Source organism: Bradyrhizobium sp. SZCCT0148 (genome assembly GCF_018129985.1).
Classification (GTDB): domain Bacteria; phylum Pseudomonadota; class Alphaproteobacteria; order Rhizobiales; family Xanthobacteraceae; genus Bradyrhizobium; species Bradyrhizobium japonicum_H.
The window spans coordinates 740,148-765,877 of record NZ_JAFCKT010000001.1 but is presented as its reverse complement, the minus strand read 5'-3'; the positions used below and the strand labels follow the sequence as shown (position 1 = coordinate 765,877).

Here is a 25,730-nt window from a genome sequence, read left to right as displayed (position 1 = left end):
CTTTAATATAGGCGGCATTCCAGTGAAGCAATCAGGCACGCCGCCAGCTTAGGGCAATTCTTGCCGGGAGGCAGAAATGACGGGGTCGCGGCGGGTCCCGCGGCGGCTGGCCATATTAATCAAAATATTGATTTTGCTGTATAAATATACATGGGCCGGCACTGGCCCGCTCCTTGCTCCTTTGAATGCCGAAGTTGTTTCCGAGGGGTTGCCTGTGGTCAGTCGTACGTCAGATGTCGTGGCCAACGTGCCAGTTCCGAGCGCGCAGCAAAAGCCTGCGCGGTCGCAGAGCACCAGGGAGGGGTCGGCGAACGACGCCTTCGGCTCGCTGGTCGACAGCAACACCCAGGCGATCAACAGCAATGCGGCCACCCAGGCCCAGGACAGCGCGCCGCGGCGGAGCGATTCGTCCTCCGCCGACAAGGGCCCGCGCGACACCTCGCCCACCGATCAGTCCTCGCAGAGCAGGGCGAACGACGACACATCCGCGCCCGCCAGGGGCGAAAAGACGGACAACAAGACGGACGACAGGGCAAACGACACGGCCACCGATCCGGCCAGGGACGCCGGCAAGGCCAAAGACAAGGCCAAGGATAAGAACAAGGCCGAGGCATCAGACGCCAAGTCGGCTGATACTTCCGGGAAAACCAAGGACGACAAGACCGAGGGCACCGACACGCTCACCGCCGCAATCGATGCCGCGGCACCCGCGCCAGCCGACGCGGCGCAGGCCGCCGTGCCTGATCCGAATGCCATCGTGATTGCTGCGCCGGTCGTCCCTGTCGATCCCAACGCGGCTGCCGACCAGGCCACCACCTCGCCGCTGACGATCGCCGCCGCCGGCATCGCCGCCAGCGCCTCGATCGCCGCGCAGATCGCGGGCACCAAGACCGACACCGCCACGCCGGCCGACAAGAGCGCCAAGACCGCCGGTGCCAAGGTCGATGCCGAGACCACCGCGACGCTGGCCGATGCCGCGACACTGGCAACCGATGCAGCCGCGACCGACGCCAAGCCGAACGGCGGCCTGATCCCCGTCAACCAGGGCACGCCGAAGACCTCGTTCCAGGCTGCCGTCGCCACCGCGCAAGGACAGTCCGACATCTCCAATATCGGCCAGGACGCCGGCAAGACCGACGCCGTCCCGACACAAGCGCCGGGCACTGCGACCGCCAGCACCGCCGCGCATCCGCAGGCCGCGAAGCCGCAGGCGGACGGCGCCGCGACCGAGGCCAAGGCTTCGGACCGCACCGCCGATGCGACCCAGGGCGCACCGACGACGCTTCCTCATGCAGGCGCGCAAGGCGCGGTCGCCCCGACCGAGACCAGCGCGCAGGCCGCTTCCGCCATACAGGCGCCGCTGACCAACACGACCTCGACCGCTTCCGCATCGACCGCGACGCTGACCGCGACCGCTGCCAGTGCGACGGCGGTGCCGGTCAATGGCATCCCGATCGAGATCGCGGCTGCGTTCCGCTCCGGCAAGTCCCGCTTCGACATCAGCCTCGACCCGGCCGAACTCGGCCGCATCGACGTCCGCATCAATGTCGACCGCAACGGCAACGTCACCTCGCATCTCACGGTGGAGAAGCCCGAGACGCTGCAGCTGCTGCGCCAGGACGCGCCGCAATTGCAGCGCGCGCTCGACGATGCCGGCCTCAAGTCCGGCAGCAACGGGCTGTCCTTCAGCCTGCGCGACCAGAATTCATCGGGCCAGAACACCGGCCAGAATAACGACAACGGCGGCAATGCCCGCCGGCTGATCATCAGCGAGGACGACACCGCTGCTGCCGCACCCGTCGGGCGCGGCTATGGCCGCATGTACGGGCCGAGCAGCGGCGTCGACATCAGAGTGTGAGGGAGTACTCGACATGACCACCACGACTGGCGCTACCGCTCCTACGGTCGTCTCCGGGACCACGGACCTCCCGAAATCCTCCTCGTCGAACTCGCTGGGCTCCACCACGGGATCGACGCTCGCCGGCAACTTCCAGACCTTCCTGACGCTGCTGACCACGCAGCTGCAGAACCAGAATCCGCTGGACCCGCTCGACACCAACCAGTTCACCCAGCAGCTGGTGCAGTTCGCCGGCGTCGAGCAGCAGCTCAAGACCAACGACGCGCTGTCCCAGCTCGTCACCCTGCAGCAGACCACGCAGGCGACCCAGGCGCTGGGCTTCGTCGGCAAGACCGCCCTGGTCGACGGCACCACCGCGACCATGACGAACTCGTCCGCGACCTGGCATCTCAACGTGCCGACCGATTCCACCGTCGACATCACCGTCGCCAATGCCAGCGGCCAGACCGTATTCACCGGCAAGTACACGGCCGGTGCCGGCACCGACGTTCCCTTCACCTGGAACGGCATGGGCAATGACGGCACGCAGTGGCCCGACGGCAAGTACACGATCTCGGCGACGGGCAAGGACGTCGCCAACAACAACGTCGGCATCGCGGCGCAGGTGCAGGGCGTGGTGTCATCGGTCGACCTGACCCAGTCGCCGCCCCTGCTCACCATCGACGGCGCCAGCTACACCCTGAGCCAGGTGAAGAGCATCATCGCGACAAGCAGCAATTGATAGCGGAGCACTGCCGCAACTTCAGAGTCATCCCCGCGAAAGCGGAGATCCAATAACCACCAAGTCGTTTCGTGTAAGACCATAACTCCGAATTTCGTCAGACTACTCCCTGGGATCACGAATCTCACGCTCCGCGTACCCCGGGATGACCATCGAGCCGGCTTGGCGGCTCCATTCGTTAGTAAAGTATTTACGAAGTCCCCCTCGACCGGCCTGGATGCCGGTCGAGACGAGCGCGTTCCAGCCATTTTCAACGAGAATTGTATTGAAGCCTTAGGCTTAGCGGATTTTTAAGCCGCCGGGCGTAGGGTTACGGGTGTGAGTTCAGTGGTTGAGAGTTTGTGAGTACGCCATGACAGAACCCCATCGCCCGAGGGTAAAATACGTCATCGGGCCGGACGGCAGTCCGTTGACGATCGCGGATCTGCCTGCACCCGGCACCAAACGCTGGGTCATCCGCCGCAAGGCCGAAGTCGTCGCCGCCGTCCGTGGTGGACTTCTCTCGCTTGAGGAGGCCTGCAGCCGTTATACCCTAACGGTCGACGAATTCCTTTCCTGGCAGTTTTCCATCGACCAGCATGGTCTGGCGGGTCTTCGCACCACCCGCATCCAGCAATATCGCCAGTAGGCGATCCGGAAATCTGCGGCTTTTGACGAAAATCGGCCCCGCCCCGCGAGGCCGATTTTTTTCATATCCGCCTTTCGCGCGACTTTTGTCCGACCTCTTAACCTTCGTTAACCATATCGAAACCATCACCTAGGCAATAATTGCCCAGTCGGCCTTTCCGGTGAAAGCGGCCGAATCTGTTGGGGCGGTTGCTTGCAAGGTCTTGCGGACTTTCTGAAGAGTATCGGCGCTGCCCGGTTCGCGGCGATGATCGCGGTCACCGCCGCGCTCATCGGCTTTTTCGCGTTCGTCATCATGCGCGTCACCACGCCGCAGATGACGACGCTGTTCACCGACCTCAGCGTCGAGGACTCCTCCGGCATTATCAAGGACCTGGAACGCCAGGGCATCCAGTTCGAGATCCGCAACGAGGGCAGCATCATCATGGTGCCCAAGGACAAGGTCACGCGCCTGCGGATGAAGCTCGCCGAGGGCGGCCTGCCCAAGGGCGGCGGCGTCGGCTACGAGGTGTTCGACAAGTCGGACGCCCTCGGCACCACCTCCTTCGTCCAGAACATCAATCACCTCCGCGCGCTGGAAGGCGAGCTCGCCCGCACCATCCGCGCCATCGACCGCATCCAGGCCGCCCGCGTCCATCTGGTGCTGCCCGAGCGCCCGCTGTTCGCCCGCGAGGCGCCGGAGCCGTCGGCCTCGATCGTGGTCCGGGTCCGCGGCGCACTGGAAGCCCAGCAGATCCGCGCCATCCGCCACCTCGTCGCCTCCGCCGTCAACGGCCTGAAGCCGCAGCGGGTCTCGATCGTCGACGAGGCCGGCCAGCTGCTCGCCGACGGCGCCGCCACCGATCCGGAGCAGGCGCTCGGCGACGAGCGCCGCATCTCCTTCGAGAAACGGATCCGCAAGCAGGTCGAGGACATCGTCTCCTCCGTGGTCGGCTCGGGCCGCGCCCGCGTCCAGCTCTCCGCCGATTTCGACTTCAACAAGATCACCCAGACCTCGGACAAGTACGACCCCGAGGGCCGCGTGCTGCGCTCGAGCCAGACCCGCGAAGAGCAGAGCATGACCGCCGACAACAACGGCCAGGTCACCGTCAACAACGAGCTGCCGGGCAACCAGCAGAACAGCGGCGCCACGGCCAAGGACCAGAGCAAGAAGTCCGAAGAGACCAACAATTACGAGATCTCCCGCACCACCAAGACCGAAGTGACCGAGGCCGGCCGGGTCAACCGCATCTCGGTCGCGGTGCTGGTCGACGGCATCTACACCAAGAACGACAAGGGCGAGCTCGTCTACACCGACCGCACCAAGGAGCAGCTCGACCGCATCGCCACCCTGGTGCGCTCGGCGATCGGATTCGACCAGAAGCGCGGCGACCAGGTCGAGGTCGTCAATTTGCGCTTTGCGGATGCGCCCTCCACTGCCCCGATCAGCGAGCCCTCCGGCTTCCTTGGCATGCTCCAGTTCACCAAGGACGACGTCATGTACTTCGTCGAGCTCGGGGTGATGATGCTGCTCGGCCTGATCGTGCTGTTCCTGGTGATCCGCCCGCTGGTGAAGCGCATCCTGGCCTCCGACGAAGTCGCAGCCGCCATCTCCGGCGTGCTCTCAGGCCCGGCCGCCTCGGAAGAGGCGGCGCCGGCCAGCGGCCAGGCACTGCTGCCGAGCGGCGCCGCCAGCGCGATCGACGTCGCCACCGTCCAGGGCCAGGTTCATGCCCAGTCCGTTCATCGCGTCGGCGAACTCGCCGAGCGCAACCCCAACGAAACCGTCGCCATCATCCGCCAGTGGCTGACCGAACCAGCCAAGTAATCGAACCAAGAAACCCAGCCAGTGAATCAAGAAGTGATCTGACATGGCCGCCAATCTGCAAAATGCCAACTCCAACGACATCACCAGCGTGATCTCCACGCTCGGCCAGCGCGCCGGCAGCCGCGCGGGCCAGACCGAGGCGGTGACGGGGCCCAAGCGAGCCGCAATCCTGATGCTCGCGCTGGGCGAACAGTACGGCGGCAAGATCTGGTCGATGCTCGACGACGACGAGGTGCGCCAGCTCTCGCTGGAGATGTCGACGCTGGGCACCGTCGAGGTCGATACGGTCGAGGACATGCTGCTCGAGTTCGTCTCGCGCATGTCGGCCTCGGGCGCGCTGATGGGCAATTTCGACGCCACCGAGCGGCTGCTCCAGCAGTACCTGCCGCCGGAGCGCGTCAACGGCATCATGGACGAGATCCGCGGCCCTGCGGGACGCAACATGTGGGAGAAGCTATCCAACGTGCAGGAAGAGGTGCTCGCCAACTATCTCAAGAACGAATATCCGCAGACCATCGCGGTCGTGCTCTCGAAGCTGAAACCGGAACACGCCGCGCGCGTGCTCGGCATCTTCCCCGAGGAGCTCGCGCTCGACGTCGTCAATCGCATGCTGAAGATGGAGGCGGTGCAGAAGGAGGTGATCGAGAGCGTGGAGAAGACCCTGCGCACCGAATTCATGTCCAACCTGTCGCAGACCCGCCGCCGCGACGCCCACGAGGTGATGGCGGAAATCTTCAACAATTTCGACCGCCAGACCGAAACCCGCTTCATCACCTCGCTGGAAGAAGACAACCGCGAATCGGCCGAGCGCATCAAGGCGCTGATGTTCACCTTCGACGACCTCGTGAAGCTGGATTCGGGCTCGGCGCAGACGCTGATGCGCAACGTCGACAAGGACAAGCTCGGCGTCGCGCTCAAGAGCGCCAACGAGGACGTCCGCAACTTCTTCTTCGGCAACATGTCCTCGCGCGCCGCCAAGATGCTGCAGGACGACATGGCCGCGATGGGCCCGGTCCGCCTGCGCGACGTCGACGAGGCGCAGGCGCTGCTGGTCAACCTCGCCAAGGATCTCGCCGCCAAGGGCGAGATCATGCTGACCAAGAACCGCGCCGACGACGAACTGGTGTACTGATGGCCGCTCCGGCAAAATTCCTGTTCGATACCGACTTCGCGGCGCCCGAGCGCGCGACCCGCGAGAAGGCCGCGACCGCCGCCGAGATCGCCCAGAAAGTCGCGGAAGCCGAGGCGCGCGCCTATCAGGAAGGTTTCGCCGCAGGCCAGCACGAGGCCAAGGCCGAGAGCGACCGCCGCGTCGCACTTGCCATGGAAGAGATCAACATCGGCATCCGCGGCATTGCTTCCGGGATCGGCAACATCGAAATCAAGATGGAGACCGAGGCGGTCGACGTCGCGGTGGCGGTCGCGCGCAAGCTGTGCGCGGACCTGGTCGCCGCCGAGCCGCTCGGCGAGATCGTCGCCCTGGTCAAGGACTGCTTCTCGCATCTGGTTGCGACGCCGCATCTGGTGGTCCGCATCAACGACGCGCTCTATGACAGCGCGCGCGAGAAGATCGAGCGGCTCGCCAAGCAGAGCGGCTTCGAAGGACGGCTGGTGATCCTGGCCGAGCCGGAGATTGTGACCGGCGACTGCCGGATCGAATGGGCCGATGGCGGTGTGGTGCTGGAGCGCGCCGCCATCGCGGCCAAAATCGACGAAATGGTTGGACGCTATGTCGCGTCCCGCAGGGGGAGCTAAGCCATGAGCGACACCGACGGACAGGTCCCGCTGCCCGATCTGAACGGCCCGATGCCGCCCACCGGCACCGACGTCGGCTACAACGAGGACGAATATGCGGCGCGTGCCGCCGCCGACCTCGAGGCGGTGTTCGACGTTCCCGTGCAGGTCTCGGCCGTGCTCGGCCGCTCGAAGATGGACGTCAGCGAACTGTTGAAGCTCGGACCCGGCACCGTGCTCGAGCTTGACCGCCGCGTCGGCGAGGCCATCGACATCTACGTCAACAACAAGCTGGTCGCCCGCGGCGAAGTCGTCCTGGTGGAGGACAAGCTCGGCGTGACCATGACCGAAATCATCAAGACCGAACGCAGCTGATAGCGCGCGCGACCAGACGGACAGGAGACTGACATGCGGCTTCTCATCGTTGGCACATTGAAGGGCCAGCTCACCACCGCCACCAAGATCGCGATGGACAACGGCGCCACCGTGACCCATGCCGAGGATCACGATCAGGCGATGCGCGTGCTGCGCGGCGGCAAGGGCGCCGACCTGCTGCTGGTCGACGTCGCCCTCGACATCCGCGACCTCGTGATGCGGCTCGAGGCCGAGCACATCCACGCGCCGATCGTCGCCTGCGGCATCACCAACGACGCCCGCGCTGCGGTCGCCGCGATCCACGCCGGCGCCAAGGAATACATCCCGCTGCCGCCGGACCCCGAGCTGATCGCCGCGGTGCTGGCCGCGGTCGCCAACGATTCCCGCGAGCTGGTCTATCGCGACGAGTCGATGGCCAGGGTGATCAAGCTTGCGCAGCAGATCGCCGGCTCCGATGCCTCGGTGATGGTCACGGGCGAGTCCGGAACGGGCAAGGAAGTGCTGGCCCGCTACGTCCACACCCGTTCGGCCCGCGCCAAGCGCCCCTTCATCTCGATCAACTGCGCCGCGATTCCCGAGCATCTGCTCGAATCCGAGCTGTTCGGCCACGAGAAGGGCGCCTTCACCGGCGCGATCGCCCGCCGCATCGGCAAGTTCGAGGAAGCGACCGGCGGCACGCTGCTGCTCGACGAAATCTCGGAGATGGATGTCCGCCTGCAGTCCAAGCTGCTCCGCGCCATCCAGGAGCGCGTGATCGATCGCGTCGGCGGTACCAAGCCGGTCCCCGTCGACATCCGCATCATCGCGACCTCGAACCGCAATCTGGTGGACGCCGTGCGCGAGGGCACGTTCCGCGAGGATTTGCTGTTCCGCCTCAACGTCGTCAATTTGAAGATCCCTCCGCTGCGCGAGCGTCCTCTCGACATCCTCGAGCTCGCCCAGCACTTCGTGAAGAAATACGCCGAGGCCAACGGCGTGCCGGTACGCCCGATCTCGGCGGAAGCACGCCGCGTGCTCTCGGCCAACCGCTGGCAGGGCAACGTCCGCGAGCTCGAGAACACGATGCATCGCGCGGTGCTGATGGCGCAGGGCGACGAGATCGGCCCCGACGCCATCCTGACGCCGGACGGCGACCGCCTCGACCTCGCCAAGACCGTGCCGGCCGTGGCGCATGCCACGATGGCCGCCGAGCAGGTGACGCGGGCGCTGGTGGGGCGCACCGTCGCCGATGTCGAGCGCGACCTGATCCTGGAAACGCTGAAGCACTGTCTCGGCAACCGCACCCACGCCGCCAATATCCTCGGCATCTCGATCCGCACGCTGCGCAACAAGCTCAACGAATATTCCGACGGCGGCATCCCGATCACCCCGGCGGGAGCGCCTCGCGAGTATCCGCGCATGCCGATGGTGGGGGCGTAGGGCTGCGTCCACGCTGGCCGAGATTGCGAATGCCCGGGCCGGTCCCGGGCATTTTTTTGTGAGCCGTCAGTGACGGTCTGGTAGCCCGCATGAGCGCAGCGAGATGCGGGACACCTCTCCTTGTGGCATCCCGGATATCGCTCCGCTCATCCGGGCTACGGGAGCGAACACATGGCGGCACCGCATCCGGCGACTAGGTCGCCGCCACGCCAGACCCTATAACCCCGCATGAGAACCACGCGAGGAACCACATGTCTCAAGCTCAAATCACGGACTGGCTGGCATCGCAGAAGCAGGCGATGATCGATCTGCTGCGCGACGTCGTGAACATCGATTCCGGCTCCTATGACAAGGACGGCGTCGATGCGGTCGGTGCGCGGTTCGAGCGGCATTTCACCGAGCACGGCATTCCGTGCCGGCGCGAGGCCGACGCCACCTTCGGCGACGCGATCCATGCCGACGTCGCAAAGCCCGGCAGCAACGAGAAGCCGGTGCTGTTGATGGGACATCGCGACACCGTGTTCGGCAAGGGCGAAGCGGAGCGACGTCCGTTCACGATCAAGGACGGCCGCGCCTATGGGCCCGGCGTCGCCGACATGAAGTCCGGCGTCGTGATGAACATCTTCGTCGCCACCGCCTTCCACAAATTCGGCGGCAACCCGCATCCCATCAAGCTGCTGATCACCTCGGACGAGGAGATCGGCTCGCCCTCCTCACGGCCCGTGATCGAGCGCGAGGGGCGCTCGGCCCGCGCCGTGTTCAATTCCGAGCCCGGCCGCCCCACCGGCAACATCGTGACCGGGCGCAAGGGCGGCATCTTCATGCATCTGGGCATCACCGGCAAAGCCGCGCATTCCGGCGCCAATTTCGCCGCCGGCGTCAGCGCGATCGGCGAGCTCGCGCACAAGATCGTGCAGATCCACGCGCTCACCGACCTCGACAAGGGCATCACGCTCAATGTCGGCCTGGTCTCGGGCGGTCAGTCCGTCAACACCACCGCGCCCTACGCCGAAGGCCAGATCGACCTGCGCTATGTCGATCCGGCCGATCGTGCGCGGGTGATGGGCGCGATCGAGGCCATCGTCGCGACATCCTACGTGCCGGGCACGCATGCGACGCTGACGATCAAGGGCGAGTTCGTGCCGGTGGTGCAGAGCGCGGAATCAAAGGCGCTGTTCGAAAGCTACCAGGCTGCAGCAAGGGAGGCCGGGCTCACCACGCTGCAGGGCGAGTTCTCCGGCGGCTGCGCCGATTCCGGCTTCACCGCCGCGGTCGGTACGCCGACCATCTGCGGCCTCGGCCCGGTCGGCGGGCTCGCGCACACGCCGGAGGAATATCTCGATATCGACAGCATCGTGCCGCGCGCGCAGGCGCTTGCGCTGGCAATTTTGCGGGGGTGAAGTCACACACTCTGTCGTCATAGCGGGTCAAGGCCGGCCATGACGAATCGAGAGAGCGCCGTGCCACACGGTGATGCACCACTCAGGAGTAACTCGGCGCGTCCGGCTTGCGGAAGATGTGGATGGGATCGCCGGGGATGATCACGGGCTGGCCCGAGAACATCGCGTAGGCGTAGAGCGCGAGATAGGCGATCGCGAGCGCGCCGACAGCATAGAAGGCGAAGGTCGCGATACGCTTCATCGATCCGCTCCATTGCAGTCCCGAAACGGGGCCAGGGCGCTTCTAGAGCGATGACGGAGAAAAGACCAGCCTCTGCGCCGACAGCCTGCGGCGGTCAAACGCCGCGCCGGCTGCGCGCGGGAACGCCGACATCCGCCAGCGTGGCCGCGTCCTCCTCCTGGTCGACCGCCACGTACTGGCCGTGCCAATAGGCCAGCGCAGCACTGCGGGCCGAATTGCTCACGGACCTGACACGGCCGATGACGATGCCATGGGAATGGCGCTCGACGATCTCCTCGACCTCGCAATCGACCGCGGACAGCGCACCGACCAGCAGCGGAACGCCGGAGACCGCCGTCACCCACTGGCTGCCCGGAAAACGATCGGCCCCCTTCAGCCCGCCCTTGCCGGCAAAGCGTTCGGCGACGTCGAGCTGGTCGGCCGCGAGCATGTTCACCCCAAAGGCACCATAGCGCCGGATCAACGGGAAGGACGAGGCATCGCGGTTGATGCTGACCAGCAGCGTCGGGGGATCGACCGAGAATGAGGCCACCGACGTCACCGTCATGCCGGTAATGTCCTTGCCCCGCCCGGCGGTGATGATGCTGACGCCGCCGGTGAGATGGCGCATGGCGCCGCGGAAATCGGCGGACGAGACGGGGATTTCGGTCATGAGATCGCGGGGCACTACATTCATGGCATTGCTCCCCGGAGTCGGGGTTCCCCTTATCTAGGTACGATCGTCCGCCGACAAAAGGTAGCTCGAGGAGCAGGTCGTCGAGCCACCGACAGTGCCTAACGATGGAGCGGCCAGCCGGAGGCGTCGAGATGTCATGGCGATTGATGCGCATGCTGTCGGACGGCCGCAGGCGCGATCGATCTTTCAACCGACGGTGCAAATGCAGGAAATTCTTCCCGCACGCGAATGTGAGCGCCGCACGCCTCTGTCGCGGCCACGGGAGGCCCCGACCTCAAAAGTGCGAAAACAACCCCATGCACAGTAGCCGAAGTGCGCGGATCGGCCGGTTGCTACTTATCCGATTTATTTGACCCGTCGCGCAAAACAGGGTTGTGAGGGCATCACGGCGGCGTTCGGGGTAAAACGACCCTTGCCGGACCCAGTGAACCGGGGTTTTGCGATGCCCGCGACGACGTCCCGACCGGCTTCGGACCGGCGCCGTCAGTACCCAGTCCAGCCACCATCCGTGGGGAAAACGCCTCCCGTCAAATTGGATGCTTCGCTGGACAACAGAAACAACATCACGCTCACCTGCTCCCATACCGTAGCAGGACGATGGTTCGGGTCCGTATAGGCAAGGGTGCTTTGCGTCTTGATGCGTCCCATCGTCAGCCGCGCGTCCTTGGCCGCCTCGGCAACCAGCTTGCCCGCGCGGGCGACCATCGGTGTATCGGTTGCAGCCATGTTCACGGAGTTGACGCGAATCCCGTAAGGCGCGTAGTCGATGGCTGCATTGCGCGTCAAACCGTTCACGGCATGCTTGCTGGCCACATAGGCCGGATTGCCGGCAAGCCCCGTCATACCAGCGATCGATCCGACATTGACAATGGCGCCGCCGCGTTGTTGCGCTACCATCTGCCGCAATTCGGCGCGCAGCGACCGAAAGACGCCGGCGGCATTAGTCCGGAAGACATTGTCCCAATACTCGTCCGTCGCCTGATGAATCGGGGCGAAAATCAGACGCCGCTGCTTCTCGTAGTCAACCGGATCGCCTGAGTGGACGCCGTCCATGACGCCGGCATTGTTGAGCGCCAGATCCAGCCCGCCGAAGGTATCGACCGCCGCCTTCACCATGCGGTCGCAGACCGCGGGATCACCAACATCTCCATGAACGAAAATGGCGCGCCCACCTTTATCGACAATTTGCTGGATCGTTTGGCGGCCGAGATCTTCGATCCAGTCCACGCCAACAATATTGGCGCCTTCGCGCGCGGCCCGAAGCGCCGCCGCGGCACCCATGCCCCTTGCACACCCTGTCACCAGCAGCGTCTTGCCCTTGAACCTGTCCGGAAACGTGAGCTCGGGATCGACGGGCAGGATGGACTGTCCCGAACCGTCGGCCGTCTGGGCGTGAGCCGGCGTTGGTGTTCCTGCCACTCCGATCGCTGACGCTGCGCCCGCGGCAAGAACCACTCCCTTCAGCACATCTCTGCGTTCCATGGTGCGTCCCTTTCCATTTTCGAATTCAGTAGGCGATACGCAAGAATCCCATCGTGCTGAGCCAGGGTCCGGGCTTCTGCCCGAGCGCCTGCACCACCGCCTCACCTGGAAACGTTGCGGCAACATGGCCCTGAAGCATGACGTTTCGCGAAACGAACCATTTCGCCGTCAGATTGATTTCACTTCCCAACGCGTTGGAGCCGAGGAATGACAGGCCAGGATTGCCGCCCAGGTTAGCCAGCGAGTCCGCGCGAAACATCCAGAACTGGGGGACGAGTTCGACATTTGCCGACGGCCTCAATCGCAATTGAAACCGGTGCGATACGAGGTTGGAATCCTGAAACAGCTTGAAGTGATTGAGACCCTGAACCCATTGCTCTCCAGTCCCGCCGGAATAGAGCGGATCCCACCGTTCGAACCTGGACGTGGTGGGATTGTCGCCGGAGAATTGCGCGTAGCGATAGCTGATTGTTGGGCTCCATGGCAGTTCCGCAAAGGAATAGCCAAGTTCGCCGTAAAACGCCGTCGCCAGCATCGGAAAATGCTCGTTGGTTTGCACGGCCGCTTCGCTCGACCAGAATACGCCGGAAGTGCCCGCCGGGTTGGGTTGCCAGCGAAGGCGAGCGTCCCAAACCCTGAGCCCCTGCCGGCTGAACGTTTGTGTGGTCGTGAAATAGGAAAACTTCGATTCGGGGACGTAGAGATAGCTTCCAGCAAGATCAAACGCCTGCCCCAGCTTTGCCTCTACGTTTGCGCCAACCAGAGCGGTCTCGGAATCGACGACAGGAAGCTCGTCCGGCTTGAGATAGAAAACCTCCGCCTTGACGTTGTTGTACCTGACCTGGGCCAAGCCCAGGAGATCGGCGGACCAGCGGGGATTCGACTGCAGCGCAGCGCGCATCTCGCCGTTCTGCGCCGTATTCATGATCAGGAACCCGTCGCCCAGCGTGAACCGCTGGCGGCCAACGGATGCATTGAAGATCAGGCGGTCTCCGACGTCACCCGTCCGACCGCCAACGAGACCGACAAATGCATCCTCGACTCCGAAATAGGACCGCGAGAGATCGGTAAACAACTCCTGACCGACTGAACCGCTTTGGATCGAGCTGAAGCCGGCATACGCGTTCAAATTATCCGTGATCGGCGTGATGCCGTAGATGCCCGCATGAATGAAGCCCTCGGCCCAATGGCTGTAGCCGGACCCCGCGGGGGTCCCTGCTACCAAGGGATTCCCTTTGAGGAAGACATCTGGACGCCCGTACCAAGCATTGTTGTTGCCGTAGTACATCGATAGCGCTTCGAGGCGAAGCTTCACATAGGTGCCTTCCCAATCATAAAGTACCGGAAAATCGCGGAGCGATCCGTTCGGCAGCATGCCGCCTGGTTTCTTGCCGAGAGCGCTGGTGGCAAGCGTGATCCTGAGATTGATGTTCACGCCACCGGAGGCGCCGGGGTCGACGCTGTAGTCGGTCGCAGCGACCAGCGGCTGCCGGCGCACGGAGACCAGAGCAAAATCGACCCGCGTGCGGGAAAACAAGTCGCCCGGAAATACCCCGAGTGTCCGGCGCACCGCGTCGATCACCCTGCCGTTGATGGCGGAATCACCGCTCGGATTCTGGATAGCGATCCGAACCTGCTCGATACGCACATTTTCATCGATATCAACAATACCACCCACGCCTTGCGCGATCGCCGGAGTAAGCGACGCGCAGATCGGGGCGGCCAGGACCAGAGCAAGCCGCATGATTGGAAGCGTCACGGCCATCCAAATGTCGCCGGTTTTGATCGTCACAACTTCGCCGCTGGTGAGGCCAGCTTAGCGATTTCGACGGGAGATCGAAAGAGCTATGCCGATCGCCTTTGCCACACCGCGAGCTCTTCGTGGACGTCCGCAATGATTGGCAGTTCTTTGCGGCGCGAGCGGGAGGTAATTTGTCACCACCCTCACCCTCTCGAGGTGAAACTTGCGTGCTGATTCTGGATGACTGCTCAGCTCGACCAAATGACGGGTAAATTCTGCAACCCTCGGAACGCCCATCCGCCGATCCGCACCGGCTCGTCGTCGGCGATCTCCAACTGCTTCGCCCGCGCAAAGACGGTCGGCAGCGCGACGTCGGCGATCATGGCGCGGGAGGCGAAGGCACCGGCGCAGAAGTGCGGGCCGGCGCCGAACGCGACGCTCTTGGCCGTATCACGGCGCACGTCGAACTCGTCGGCGCGCTCGAAATGGGTCTCGTCGCGATTGGCGGAGCCGAACATCAGGAACACGCGCTCGTCCGTTTCGAAGGCGACGTCGCGGATGCTCCAAGGCTTTGCGATCCGCCGCGGCGACATGCCGATCGGCGAGATCCAGCGGGCATATTCCTCGAATGCCTGGAGCCAGGTCACTTCACCGCGCCTGACAAGGTCGAGTTGTTCGGGATGGGTCAGCAGCGCCCACACCGTGCCGGCGATCGCCTTGCGCGGCTCGTTCTGGCCGCCTGAGATTGCGAGCTTGACGTTTGCGCGTACGCTCTCCATCGGCATGCCGGAGGCAAGCAGCACACCGAGAATGCTCTGGTCGGGACGCTTGCGCATCATCGGCAGGATGTCGTCAATCGCAGCATCGATGCCCGAGGTCGCGGCGTGGCAGCGCGCCTCGACCTCGGGGTCACCGGCGTAGTTGGCGATGCCCTCGATCATGCCTTGCGACCACGCGTCCATGTCCTGATAGCCGATGTTGGTGAGCCCGGTGATCGACTTCAGGCATTCGCCGGAGAACGGCAGTGCGAAGTCGCGCATGAAGTCGATCCGCTTAGGTTCGATCGCGTCGAGGATGCGGTCCGCATGGGCCTGGAACAGCGCGGTCCAATGCGCCTTCACGGTCTTCGGCGAGACCGTCGGAAACATCGCGCGGCGCTCGACCTGGTGCGCCTCGCCGTCCTTGCGCATCATGTTGTGGCCCATCAGCCGGTTCATCAGGCCCGCGGGCTGGTGCGAGGAGAACACGTCGATCTGCTTCTCGGAGATCGAGATGTCGTCGCGGCTGGTCAGCAGCGTCGAGCCGAGTTGCGGCACGAACGCGATCGGCACCTCCTTGCGCATTTTCGCAAGCATCGGATAGGGATCGGCCCAGAACGCGACAGGGTCGATATCGATGTGCGGCGCGGTGCTCAAGGCGGCCTCCCGAGGTTGTCGTATCGTTCAGGCCAGACTAGCGAACGACAGCGCCGGCGTCAGTCCCTCGTGATGGGTACGAACGGCAGGAGGCAATTCGGTGCAAGTCAGGCTGACGGGACAAAACGGCAAGAAGCTCCCCGAATTTGCCGTGGCAACCCGTTCCTGTACTCTTGGTCTGCAAGGTTTAGCCTGCAAAGCCAAGACGGAACGGTCATGACCACATTGCTCATCCTGGGCGCGACGGGGCTGGTTGGTGGCCGCGCGATGACACTCGCTCTCGCGGACTCCCGCGTTACACGCATCATCGCGCCAACGCGGCGTGCACTGCCGCCCGAGGAGCGGGTCAGCAACCCTCGGCTCGATGATCTGATTTCCGGTGCCGGCAAAGAGGAATGGCGAGCCGACGGCGCAATCTGCGCGCTCGGCACGACGCGGGCGGCGGCCGGGTCGGCAGCAGCATTTCGAGCTGTCGATTACGAACTGGTGCTGCTGATCGCGCGACGGCTGTGCGACGCCGGAGTTGGCCGCTTCGCGCTGGTATCGTCGCTGGGCGCCGACCCGCGATCCCTGTTTCTCTACACACGGACGAAGGGCGAGGTGGAGGAAGCGATCGGGGCGCTCGCTTTCCGGTCCCTGACGATTCTGCGGCCGGGATTCCTGGATGGCGAGCGTGCCGAAAGCAGGCCGGTACAGCGAGCCGTGCGGAACGTCCTGGGCTTTGTATCGCCCCTGTTGCCGCCGGTTGCGCGCGTCAGTTCGGTGACCCATGTGGCCCGGCGGCTCATCGAGGCGGCTGTTGCCGGCGAGCCGGGAAAGCACGTCATTGGAGCCGGACAACTGGCTGATGGTGGCAACTGACACTGCCCGTCGGGCTACGCGTGCCGGACGATGCTGCGCGACGCTCTGCAGGCCCTTGGAGCTAGACCTCTGGAGCTACCGAACCTCGGCGACCTTCGGTCCGGGTGACGGCATTTGCGCGTTAGCCGACAACGGCCGCTTCGACGGCGATGCCGGATCCGGCAATCGGAAGGCGGCGTCGGGCGGCGTGCCCTGGGATGGTCTGCGGGGTGAATCAGCCGGCAGCACGATCACCTTCGCGCCGACCTTCACCCGCTCGTAGAGGTCCGTGACGTCGTCATTGGTCAGCCGGATACAGCCGGACGATACCCGCTTGCCGATCGTATTGGGGTTGTTGGTGCCGTGAATGCGATATTCGGTCTCGCCGAGATACATCGCGCGCGCCCCGAGTGGATTGCCGGGACCGCCCGCCATGAATCGCGGCAGATAAGGCTGACGCCCGATCATCTCAGTGGGCGGATGCCAATCCGGCCATTCGGCCTTGCGGGCCACAGTCTGCTCGCCGGACCATGTAAAACCTTCGCGGCCGACACCGATGCCGTACCGCATCGCCTGCCTGTCGTTCAGGACGAGATAGAGGAATGTATTTCCGGTATCGATGATGACGGTGCCGGGTGTCTGGCGGCTGGCGTAGTCGACCACCTGCCGAACCAGGGCTCCGGGAGCGTCAGCATCGGCTTTTGGCGGCTCGGCCAGAGGCGCCGGAGCCGGCGGGGGAATTGGAACTGCGGCCGGGGCCGGAGCCACTGCTGCGGCATGAACCGGAGGCGCCACGTAGACCGGCGTCGACGATGCCTTGGCCTCCTGTGCGGGCTTCCGGACTGATTGCACGCTCGCCGGTCGGGACAGCAAACCGTAGCCCACGACAGCGACGGCCACGACGCCGATCGCAATGCGCGCGGCCATCGGCAGAGCGAAAGTCTCTGCCTTTCCGCGTTTGGCCCGCTTCTTCATCGCTTTGCCTCAGTCACCATGCCCAACAGAGGTATCCAGCAAGATTTAAGAAACATCGAAGCAATTCCGCCCGGAATGGAACCGCCGTCGATGGTTAACGCTTTTGATCCTGATGCTTCGCAACCCGCTCGACAGCGAGGCAAGCCCGGAACAGGGCGTGCCAGCCGGGAGAATGATTTGCAAATTCTGGTCGTTGAAGACGAAGACCTGATCCGCGATGTGGTCGTGGACATATTGGAGGGTCACGGACACGAAGTTCTGCAAGCCGAGAGCGGAGAGCACGCGCTGCAGCTTTGCGCCGAAGTTACTCCCGACCTCATCTTCACGGACGTCAAGCTGCCGGGACAGATTTCCGGGTGGGACGTCGCAATAAGGTGCAGACAGAGTCATCCCGCCATTCCCGTCATCTACGCCACTGGATACTCTCAATCAGATCCGCGCCCGGTGTCAGGGAGCATCATGCTCCACAAGCCCTACCGGCTCGAGCGGCTCCTGGAATCCATACGCACCTTGACGCGCCAGTGACGCGGCATCCGAACGGCGAGCCCGGCCGTAGGGACAGGTAAGGTTGACCGGTGAGGTTAATTCGAGCCGGCGTTTGTCCATCGAAGCTGCTCTCGCTAGCCTGGCAACCAGGCAGGGATGACATGCTCGAGAGAACTGACAAGCACACGCTGTCGAAGGCCAAGCGTCGCGAGGCCAACGACTACGCCGTCGGGCTGGCATTCCTCGGCGCCGTCGGCATCGCCATGATCGCATGGATCGCCGCACTCTCATGGGTCGGCTGGCGCCTGATCGAGTGGCTTTTTTTCTAGCTAGAGCGCAGCTTACCATGAGCGAATTCGCAGGACTTTCCGATCATTTCATCATGCGGATGCACGAGTTCATTCGCAACGAGGTGCAGGCCGATGCGTTGGCCGGTACCAGGTTGGTCGGGCTTCCCGCCAGACACCGCGCTGAACGTCTGTTCAAGGAGATCGAACGTCGCGGGCTCGTGTGCAGGCCGATCGAATGGCCGGAGCATTTGGCTGGTACGTCAGGCGAAGGCGTCGATTGGCCGCGCAGGACAGCCTCGAATTGATGCCATCGGTTCGCGCCAGGCGAGCCAGCACGCCGCAACATCCCATTCACGAGATGTAAAGCATCGAACAGAACAACGTCGCGCGTATGTTCAGATGTGAACATCGTGCGACCAGGAAGAAAGCCTAACCTCGTCCGGCCTCGGTTGGATTCGCCTCGTGCCGAAGCGTCAGCGGCCTCAGCTCATTACCCTTCCCGGGCTGAGGCCGCTTGCTTTTCTCTCCTCCTTGTTCCGGCTCGGCGTGAGCGGTCCAGCACGATCGGAAACATCGCGGGTGCTATCGGTCGCAGCCGTTCGCCCCTTGTCCGGACACGAGAGTGGGGTCGGTCGACACTGTCGTGCCGGATGCAGGGCGCCTATCCCGCCTTCGCCGGGGCGACGTTGATCGCGAGCTTGCCGTAGCGGTCCGTGAACGCCTCGGTGTCGATCTCCTCGAGCTTGATCTCGCCGCTCATCACGCCCTGCTTCCACAATTCCTGCGCCGCATCGTTCTGGAATTCCGGCATCACCTCGCGGCCGAACAGCTCCAGCGATTCGCAGATGTGCTCGTGGCTGTTCTTGCCGGCTTGATTCAGCAGGATGACCTGGTCGATGTGTGAGGACTGGAAGCGTTTCAGCTTCCTGCGGATCGTCTCGGGCGAGCCGATCAGGCCGCCGCGCAACGCCGCCTCCTGCGCCTCCGGATTGTCGCGCTTCCACTTGTTGTACTCGTCCCACATGTTGACCGTGTAGGGCGCGGGCCGCTGGCGGTTCTGCGCGGCGCCGTAGAAGCGCAGCGCGAACTGGAAGAAGGTGGCGCCGTCGGCGCGGGCGCGCGCCTCCTCGTCGGTCTTTGCGCACATGAAGAACGACACCAGCGCCATGTTCGGATTGATCTTGTAGTCGGCGAGCTTGTGAAGCCGCTTGGTCATGGCGTTGTAATAGGCGTGCACCCAGGCATGCGCGGCATCGGCGCTGACGAACTGGAAGCCGAGCGCACCAAAGCCGTGGCGGCCGGCGCGCTCGATGGTCGGCAGCTGCGAGCACGCCATCCACAGCGGCGGATGCGGCTTCTGTACGGGTTTCGGGACCACGTTGCGCAGGGGAATGTCGAAATACTTGCCGTGATGCTCGCTGCCCGCGTCCTTGAACATCGGGAAGATCGCGGCGACCGCCTCTTCGAACACTTCCTTCTTGGTCTCCATGTCGCGGCCGAACGGCGTCAGCTCGGTGATCGAGGCGCTCTCGCCCATGCCGAATTCGCAGCGGCCGTTGGAGAGCAGATCGAGCACCGCGACCCGCTCGGCAACGCGCGCCGGATGGTTGGTGGTGAGCTGCAGGATGCCGTGACCGAGCCGGATTTTCTTCGTGCGCTGGCTTGCGGCGGCGAGAAAGGATTCTGGCGAGGGCGAGTGCGAATATTCCTCGAGGAAATGATGCTCGACCACCCAGGCGTGGTCGTAGCCGAGGCGGTCGGCGAGCTCCATCTGCGAGAGCGCGTTCTGGTAGAGCCCGAGCTCGTCGCCGGCCACCCAAGGCCGGGGCAGTTGCAGCTCGTAGAAGATGCCGAACTTCATGGCGCGCTCTCCCGCTTTTTATGGTTAGGCTCATTTTAATGGGCGAGGCGCCGCTGTCCATGGAGCGCCAATTCCGCCGTGCGGGAGATTGATCCTCCCCTCGAATGGCGGCGGACACCTGGCCTTGCCGCGCGGCGCTGCGACATCAGTGCAGGCCCGCGCTTGATCCAGATCAACGCCGCGCCGGCCCTTTTGTACCAGAAGTGCAGCAAGGCAACGGCCCGGATGCCGTCTCGATTCCCATCACATCTTGAGAGACCGAACATGTCGGCCCCTGACGACGCGATGTCGCGCGTGCGCCGTAAGCGCATGGAGATTTTCGCCTTCCTGTTCCTGACCGCGGTCGTGATGCCCGTCCTCGCGGTCGGAACCGTGGGCAGTTACGGCCTCGGCGTCTGGATCTACCAGATGTTCGCCGGTCCTCCCGGCCCGCCGCCCTCCCCGCATTGATCCCCGACAACGAAAGACAGGCATCATGGCCAACGCCAAACTCAATCGCCGCGCCTTGATTACCGGCCGGGTGCTCAGCACTGAGCGCGTCATCGCACCACCCGGATGCGAGATCGCCAGCATCATCGTGCAGGCGCGCCCCGAGCGCCTGGTCGATCTGGAAACCGCGATCAACGCCCTTCCCGGCTGTGAGATTCACGGCCGCGATGCGCGCGGCAAGCTCGTTGTCGTGACCGAAGCGCCCGACGCCGGCAACCTCGGCAGCCTTCTCAATACCATCCAGTCGCTGCCCGACGTCTATTCCGCGGCGCTCGTCTTCCATGCCATCGAAACCGCCTGACCAAGGAAGAGCCATCATGTCATCGCCCAAGCTCGACCGCCGCCAGATGCTGAAGCTCGAGGCGGCTGCCATCGCTGCCGCGGCAGCCGGCATGCCCGCTCCGGCACTCGCCGCCAACCTCGTCACCGAGCGCAGCAACGCAGAGATGAAATGGGACAAGGCCGCATGCCGCTTCTGCGGCACCGGCTGCTCGGTGATGGTCGCGACCAAGGACAATCGCGTCGTCGCGACCCACGGCGACATCAAGGCCGAGGTCAATCGCGGCCTCAACTGCGTCAAGGGCTACTTCCTCTCCAAGATCATGTACGGCCATGACCGCCTGACGCAGCCGATGCTGCGTAAGACGAACGGCAAGTACGACAAGAATGGCGAGTTCACGCCCGTGTCCTGGACCGAAGCCTTCGACATCATGGAGGTGAAGTGGAAGGACGCGATCAAGAAGCGCGGGCCGAACGGCGTTGCCATGTTCGGCTCCGGCCAGTGGACGATCTGGGAAGGCTATGCCGCCTCGAAACTGTTCAAGGCCGGCTTCCGCACCAACAACATCGATCCCAATGCGCGCCACTGCATGGCATCCGCGGTCGCCGGCATGATGCGCACCTTCGGCATCGACGAACCGCCCGGCTGCTATGACGACATCGAGGCCACCGACGCCTTCGTGCTGTGGGGCTCCAACATGGCGGAGATGCATCCGATCCTGTGGACGCGCCTCGCCGACCGCCGGTTGTCGGCGCCGCATGTCCGGGTCGCCGTGCTCTCGACCTTCGAACACCGCTCGTTCGACCTCGCCGACATCGGCATGGTGTTCAAGCCGCAGACCGACCTCTATTTGCTCAACGCCATCGCCAACCACATCATCAAGACCGGCCGGGTCAACAAGGACTTCGTCGCCGCGCACACCGTGTTCAAGCGCGGCCAGACCGATATCGGCTATGGGTTGCGGCCCGAGCATCCGCTGCAGAAGAAGGCTACCGGGGCCGCCAAGGCCAACGACTCCACCGACATGAGCTATGACGAGTTCGTCAAGTTCGTCTCGGAGTATACGCTGGAAAAGGCTGCCGAGATGTCCGGCGTGCCGCTGAACCGGCTGGAGGCGCTCGCCGAGCTCTATGCCGATCCCAAAACCAAGGTGGTCTCGTTCTGGACCATGGGCTTCAACCAGCACACCCGCGGCGTCTGGTGCAACAACCTCGTCTACAACATCCATCTGCTGACCGGAAAGATCTCCTCGCCCGGCAACAGTCCGTTCTCGCTGACCGGCCAGCCCTCGGCCTGCGGCACCGCGCGCGAGGTCGGCACTTTCTCGCACCGCCTGCCGGCCGACATGGTCGTGACCAACAAGGCGCATCGCGACCACGCCGAGCACATCTGGCAGCTGCCGGAGGGCACCATTCCCGACAAGAACGGCGCACACGCGGTGCTGCAGAGCCGCATGCTGAAGGACGGCCTGATCAACGCCTATTGGGTGCAGGTCAACAACAACCTGCAGGCCGGCCCCAACGTCAACGAGGAGACCTATCCCGGCTTCCGCAATCCCGACAATTTCATCGTGGTCTCGGACGCCTATCCGTCGGTGACGGCGCTCGCCGCCGACCTGATCCTGCCGACGGCGATGTGGGTGGAGAAGGAAGGCGCCTACGGCAATGCCGAGCGGCGTACCCAGTTCTGGCACCAGCTCGTCCCGGCGCCCGGCGAATCCAAGTCGGACCTCTGGCAGCTCATGGAGTTCTCCAAGCGCTTCAAGATCGAGGAGGTGTGGCCCGAGGAGCTGATCGCCAAGAAGCCGGATGTTCGCGGCAAGACGCTGTTCGACGTGCTCTACAAGAACGGCCAGGTCGACAAATTCCCCGTGAGCGACATCGAGCCCGGCTATCTCAACGACGAGTCCAACGCGTTCGGCTTCTACGTCCACAAGGGCCTGTTCGAGGAATATGCCCAGTTCGGCCGCGGCCACGGCCACGACCTCGCGCCGTTCGACACCTATCACCGCGAGCGGGGCCTGCGCTGGCCGGTCGTCAACGGCCAGGAGACGAAATGGCGCTTCCGCGAAGGCAGCGACCCCTACGTCAAGTCCGGCACCGGTGTGCAATTCTACGGTCACTCCGACGGCAAGGCCCGCATCTTCGCGCTGCCTTATGAGCCGCCGGCGGAATCGCCGGACAACGAATACCCGTTCTGGCTCTCGACCGGCCGCGTGCTGGAGCACTGGCACTCCGGCACCATGACGCGCCGCGTGCCCGAGCTCTACAAGGCGTTTCCGGAAGCCGTCTGCTTCATGCATCCGGACGATGCTTCGGAGGCCAAGCTTCGCCGCGGCGACGAGGTGAAGGTGGTCTCCCGACGCGGCTTCATCCGCGCGCGCGTCGAGACGCGCGGCCGCGACCGGCCGCCGCGCGGCCTCGTCTTCGTGCCCTGGTTCGACGAATCCAAGCTGATCAACAAGGTGACTTTGGACGCCACCGATCCGATCTCGCTGCAAACCGACTTCAAGAAATGCGCCGTGCGCATCGAGCGGGTGAGCCTGTCATGATGAACCGATTTGGAATTGCCCTGCTCGCCTTCGCGGTAGCAGCAGGCGCGAGTTCGCTGACCGCGCAGACCGTGACGTCGGGCCTGCGCGGCCCGGCGCCGCTCAATGACGAGGGTCCGGCACCGCCGATCCTGCCGAACCGCAACACCGCCGAGAGGGAGGTGCGCAACTATCCCGAGCAGCCACCGGTGATTCCGCACACGATCGACGGCTATCAGATCGACCTCAACGGCAACAAATGCCTGTCGTGCCATGCGCGCGCGCGCACGGCGGAATCGCAGGCGCCGATGGTCTCGATCACGCATTTCATGGACCGCGACGGCCAGTTCCTGGCCTCGATCTCGCCGCGTCGCTTCTTCTGCACCGAATGCCACGTGCCGCAGAGCACGGCCAATCCACCGGTCAGCAACGACTTCACCGACATCGACACGCTGCTGTCGCGCTCGAGCCCGGGTGGACGGCGATGACGACGACCGCCGACGGGCCCAATACTGCGTTGAAAACCAAGCGCGGCTTCATCGCGCGAAGCTGGGACTTTGCGCTGGAGCTCTGGCGGGTGTTGACCCGGCCGAGCTCGGTGTTCGCGCTCGGCACCCTGGTCCTCGCCGGTTTCGTTGCCGGCGTGATCTTCTGGGGCGGTTTCAACACGGCGCTGGAGATCACCAACACCGAGAAGTTCTGCACGGGCTGCCACGAGATGAAGGACAACGTCTTCGCCGAGCTGAAGTCGACGATCCATTTCAGCAACCGCTCCGGGGTCCGCGCGACCTGCCCGGACTGCCACGTCCCGCACAACTGGACCGACAAGATCGCGCGAAAGATGCAGGCCTCCAAGGAAGTCTGGGGCAAGATTTTCGGCACGATCAACACGCGGGAAAAATTCCAGGACCACCGCCTCGAACTCGCCGCGCACGAGTGGGCGCGCTTCAAGGCCAACGATTCCCTGGAATGCCGCAACTGCCACAGCGCCGATTCCATGGACATCACCAAGCAGTCGCCGCGCGCCTCGGTCGCCCACCAGCGCTTCCTGTTCACCAAGGAAAAGACCTGTATCGACTGCCACAAGGGCATCGCCCACCAATTGCCGGACATGCGGGGTGTGCCCGGCTGGCAGTAGGGGCGCCGGCGGCCGGGTTCGCCCCGCTTGAACCGGCGGGGCGAATGGTTAGTTTGAGGGTTGGCGAATCGCCTCGTTTCGCCCCTCCTCAAAGCAGACATGGCCACATTCACCCCGCATCAGGATGCCGCGCTCAAGGCCGTCGGCGACTGGCTCAAGGCCAAGCCGGGCCGCAACGGTACGCCGCCGGTGTTCCGCCTGTTCGGCTTTGCCGGGACCGGCAAGACCACGCTCGCCCGGCACATCGCCGACGGCGTCGACGGCGATGTGAAGTTCGCCGCCTTCACCGGCAAGGCCGCCCTCGTCATGCGCAACAAGGGCTGCGACGACGCCTCCACCATCCACTCGCTGATTTACCGCGCCCGTGAATCCGGCGAGGAGCAGCCGAGCTTCGAGCTATGGGATGACGCGCCGGCCTCGAAGGCCAAGCTGATCGTGATCGACGAATGCTCGATGGTCGACGCCGAATTGGGGCGCGACCTGATGTCGTTCGATTGCCCGCTGCTGGTGCTGGGCGATCCCGCGCAGCTGCCGCCGATCCAGGGCGGCGGCTTCTTCACCAACACCGAACCCGACGCGATGCTGACCGAGGTGCACCGCCAGGCCCAGGACGATCCGATCGTGCGGATGTCGATGGACGTGCGCGAGGGACGCGAGCTCGACATCGGCCGCTACGGCGAGAGCGAGGTGGTCTCGCGCAAGGAGCTCGATCCCGATCGCGTCATGGGCGCCGACCAGGTCCTGGTCGGCCGCAACAACACCAGGCGCGCCTACAACATGCGGGTGCGCCAGCGCCAGAACATCGAGGACGTCTTCCCGGTCGCCGGCGACAAGCTGGTGTGCCTGCGCAACAACCGCAAGAAAGGCCTGTTCAACGGCGGCCTGTGGCGGGTGAAGTCGCGCAACACCTCGCGCTCCAAATCGCGCATCCTGTCGATGCGGCTGTCGCCGGACGAGGATTTCGGCCACAAGGTGACCAAGGTCTCGGTGCGCGCCGATTGCTTCGAAGGTGGCGTCGAGCAGATCGGCTGGGAACAGCGCAAGCCCTATGACGAGTTCGATTACGGCTACGTGCTCACCGTACACAAGTCGCAGGGCTCGCAATGGGACGACGTCGTGCTGTTCGACGAGAGCTTTGCGTTCCAGGACAGCCGAGCAAGGTGGCTGTACACGGGAATCACGCGGGCGGCGAAAAGGTTGAGCATCGTGGTGTGACGCTGCCGCAGGGTGGGCAAAGGCGCAACGCGCCGTGCCCACCATCTCCCTCCATAAGAACTAGGCGTGGGCACGCTTCGCTTTGCCCACCCTACGGCACTACGCTCAATCCGGGCTACACTCCCTGCCG

At 64.3% G+C, this 25,730-nt stretch carries 26 protein-coding genes; 19 read left to right on the top strand and 7 right to left on the bottom strand.

The window, feature by feature from the left end:
- Nucleotides 1-214: 214 nt before the first annotated feature.
- From JQ580_RS03635 to JQ580_RS03595, 9 genes are all read left to right on the top strand, one after another.
- Nucleotides 215-1,858 carry a flagellar hook-length control protein FliK gene (locus tag JQ580_RS03635; protein ID WP_311982022.1) on the top strand — a complete coding sequence of 548 codons (1,644 nt, stop codon included), beginning with the start codon at nucleotides 215-217 and terminating at the stop codon, nucleotides 1,856-1,858.
- Between the two features lie 13 nt (nucleotides 1,859-1,871).
- Entirely contained in the window at nucleotides 1,872-2,579 is a 708-nt protein-coding gene (locus JQ580_RS03630) for a flagellar hook assembly protein FlgD (protein WP_212278347.1), read from the top strand.
- A 352-nt stretch (nucleotides 2,580-2,931) separates the two neighbouring features.
- Complete coding sequence (gene sciP / locus JQ580_RS03625; protein WP_002714638.1) at nucleotides 2,932-3,207, top strand: CtrA inhibitor SciP; 276 nt, start codon at nucleotides 2,932-2,934, stop codon at nucleotides 3,205-3,207.
- Between the two features lie 192 nt (nucleotides 3,208-3,399).
- Entirely contained in the window at nucleotides 3,400-5,013 is a 1,614-nt protein-coding gene (fliF, locus tag JQ580_RS03620) for a flagellar basal-body MS-ring/collar protein FliF (RefSeq protein ID WP_212278346.1), read from the top strand.
- 43 nt (nucleotides 5,014-5,056) lie between these two features.
- Nucleotides 5,057-6,145, top strand: coding sequence for a flagellar motor switch protein FliG (gene fliG, locus JQ580_RS03615; protein ID WP_212278345.1), 1,089 nt, complete (start codon nucleotides 5,057-5,059; stop codon nucleotides 6,143-6,145).
- Nucleotides 6,145-6,768, top strand: a complete 624-nt coding sequence (locus JQ580_RS03610; protein WP_212278344.1) for a FliH/SctL family protein — start codon at nucleotides 6,145-6,147, stop codon at nucleotides 6,766-6,768. Before fliG ends, JQ580_RS03610 begins: the two co-directional genes overlap by 1 nt.
- A 3-nt stretch (nucleotides 6,769-6,771) precedes the next feature.
- A complete protein-coding gene (gene fliN / locus JQ580_RS03605; RefSeq protein ID WP_018318401.1) occupies nucleotides 6,772-7,122 on the top strand; it encodes a flagellar motor switch protein FliN in 351 nt (116 codons plus the stop codon).
- Nucleotides 7,123-7,155: 33 nt separating this feature from the next.
- Nucleotides 7,156-8,541, top strand: coding sequence for a sigma-54-dependent transcriptional regulator FlbD (flbD, locus tag JQ580_RS03600; protein WP_212278343.1), 1,386 nt, complete (start codon nucleotides 7,156-7,158; stop codon nucleotides 8,539-8,541).
- Nucleotides 8,542-8,792: 251 nt separating this feature from the next.
- A complete protein-coding gene (locus JQ580_RS03595) occupies nucleotides 8,793-9,941 on the top strand; it encodes a M20 family metallopeptidase (RefSeq protein WP_212278342.1) in 1,149 nt (382 codons plus the stop codon).
- A gap of 82 nt (nucleotides 9,942-10,023) precedes the next feature.
- Here the strand turns inward: JQ580_RS03595 and JQ580_RS03590 are convergent, their stop codons facing one another.
- The 5 genes from JQ580_RS03590 to JQ580_RS03570 all read right to left on the bottom strand — a co-directional run bounded on the left by JQ580_RS03590 (nucleotide 10,024) and on the right by JQ580_RS03570 (nucleotide 15,496).
- Nucleotides 10,024-10,182, bottom strand: coding sequence for a hypothetical protein (locus tag JQ580_RS03590; RefSeq protein WP_164718287.1), 159 nt, complete (start codon nucleotides 10,180-10,182; stop codon nucleotides 10,024-10,026).
- Between the two features lie 94 nt (nucleotides 10,183-10,276).
- A complete protein-coding gene (locus tag JQ580_RS03585; protein ID WP_212278341.1) occupies nucleotides 10,277-10,858 on the bottom strand; it encodes a flavin reductase family protein in 582 nt (193 codons plus the stop codon).
- Between the two features lie 483 nt (nucleotides 10,859-11,341).
- Nucleotides 11,342-12,340: an SDR family NAD(P)-dependent oxidoreductase gene (locus JQ580_RS03580; protein ID WP_212278340.1), complete on the bottom strand. Its 999-nt coding sequence runs from the start codon at nucleotides 12,338-12,340 to the stop codon at nucleotides 11,342-11,344.
- Nucleotides 12,341-12,365: 25 nt separating this feature from the next.
- Nucleotides 12,366-14,132: an alginate export family protein gene (locus JQ580_RS03575; protein ID WP_212278339.1), complete on the bottom strand. Its 1,767-nt coding sequence runs from the start codon at nucleotides 14,130-14,132 to the stop codon at nucleotides 12,366-12,368.
- A gap of 197 nt (nucleotides 14,133-14,329) precedes the next feature.
- Complete coding sequence (locus JQ580_RS03570) at nucleotides 14,330-15,496, bottom strand: cytochrome P450 (RefSeq protein ID WP_212278338.1); 1,167 nt, start codon at nucleotides 15,494-15,496, stop codon at nucleotides 14,330-14,332.
- A gap of 216 nt (nucleotides 15,497-15,712) precedes the next feature.
- On the opposite strand from JQ580_RS03570, the gene JQ580_RS03565 reads away from it, so the two are divergent.
- On the top strand, nucleotides 15,713-16,357 hold the full coding sequence (locus JQ580_RS03565) for a Rossmann-fold NAD(P)-binding domain-containing protein (RefSeq protein ID WP_212278337.1): 645 nt from the start codon (nucleotides 15,713-15,715) through the stop codon (nucleotides 16,355-16,357).
- Nucleotides 16,358-16,432: 75 nt separating this feature from the next.
- Here the strand turns inward: JQ580_RS03565 and JQ580_RS03560 are convergent, their stop codons facing one another.
- Nucleotides 16,433-17,311, bottom strand: a complete 879-nt coding sequence (locus JQ580_RS03560; protein WP_212278336.1) for a L,D-transpeptidase — start codon at nucleotides 17,309-17,311, stop codon at nucleotides 16,433-16,435.
- An 18-nt stretch (nucleotides 17,312-17,329) separates the two neighbouring features.
- Between JQ580_RS03560 and JQ580_RS03555 the strand changes: the two genes are divergently transcribed.
- The 3 genes from JQ580_RS03555 to JQ580_RS03545 all read left to right on the top strand — a co-directional run bounded on the left by JQ580_RS03555 (nucleotide 17,330) and on the right by JQ580_RS03545 (nucleotide 18,392).
- Entirely contained in the window at nucleotides 17,330-17,836 is a 507-nt protein-coding gene (locus JQ580_RS03555) for a response regulator (RefSeq protein ID WP_212278335.1), read from the top strand.
- A gap of 122 nt (nucleotides 17,837-17,958) precedes the next feature.
- Nucleotides 17,959-18,126, top strand: a complete 168-nt coding sequence (locus JQ580_RS03550; protein ID WP_212278334.1) for an RNA-binding protein — start codon at nucleotides 17,959-17,961, stop codon at nucleotides 18,124-18,126.
- Nucleotides 18,127-18,143: 17 nt separating this feature from the next.
- On the top strand, nucleotides 18,144-18,392 hold the full coding sequence (locus tag JQ580_RS03545) for a hypothetical protein (protein ID WP_212278333.1): 249 nt from the start codon (nucleotides 18,144-18,146) through the stop codon (nucleotides 18,390-18,392).
- Nucleotides 18,393-18,748: 356 nt separating this feature from the next.
- Here JQ580_RS03545 and JQ580_RS03540 read toward each other — a convergent pair whose 3' ends face one another.
- Complete coding sequence (locus JQ580_RS03540; RefSeq protein ID WP_212278332.1) at nucleotides 18,749-19,948, bottom strand: LLM class flavin-dependent oxidoreductase; 1,200 nt, start codon at nucleotides 19,946-19,948, stop codon at nucleotides 18,749-18,751.
- Nucleotides 19,949-20,212: 264 nt separating this feature from the next.
- Here JQ580_RS03540 and napE point away from each other — a divergent pair, with 264 nt between their 5' ends.
- From napE to JQ580_RS03510, 6 genes are all read left to right on the top strand, one after another.
- Nucleotides 20,213-20,398: a periplasmic nitrate reductase, NapE protein gene (gene napE, locus JQ580_RS03535; RefSeq protein WP_094893482.1), complete on the top strand. Its 186-nt coding sequence runs from the start codon at nucleotides 20,213-20,215 to the stop codon at nucleotides 20,396-20,398.
- Nucleotides 20,399-20,423: 25 nt separating this feature from the next.
- Complete coding sequence (locus JQ580_RS03530; RefSeq protein ID WP_212278331.1) at nucleotides 20,424-20,738, top strand: chaperone NapD; 315 nt, start codon at nucleotides 20,424-20,426, stop codon at nucleotides 20,736-20,738.
- A 16-nt stretch (nucleotides 20,739-20,754) separates the two neighbouring features.
- Nucleotides 20,755-23,268 carry a nitrate reductase catalytic subunit NapA gene (gene napA, locus JQ580_RS03525; RefSeq protein ID WP_212278330.1) on the top strand — a complete coding sequence of 838 codons (2,514 nt, stop codon included), beginning with the start codon at nucleotides 20,755-20,757 and terminating at the stop codon, nucleotides 23,266-23,268.
- The gene (locus JQ580_RS03520; protein WP_212278329.1) at nucleotides 23,265-23,735 is read left to right on the top strand and encodes a nitrate reductase cytochrome c-type subunit; all 471 of its coding nucleotides are present in this window, start codon (nucleotides 23,265-23,267) and stop codon (nucleotides 23,733-23,735) included. Before napA ends, JQ580_RS03520 begins: the two co-directional genes overlap by 4 nt.
- Nucleotides 23,732-24,385, top strand: a complete 654-nt coding sequence (locus JQ580_RS03515; protein ID WP_249133912.1) for a NapC/NirT family cytochrome c — start codon at nucleotides 23,732-23,734, stop codon at nucleotides 24,383-24,385. Before JQ580_RS03520 ends, JQ580_RS03515 begins: the two co-directional genes overlap by 4 nt.
- Nucleotides 24,386-24,484: 99 nt before the next feature.
- Nucleotides 24,485-25,600 carry an ATP-dependent DNA helicase gene (locus JQ580_RS03510; RefSeq protein ID WP_212278328.1) on the top strand — a complete coding sequence of 372 codons (1,116 nt, stop codon included), beginning with the start codon at nucleotides 24,485-24,487 and terminating at the stop codon, nucleotides 25,598-25,600.
- The last annotated feature ends 130 nt before the right edge of the window (nucleotides 25,601-25,730 follow it).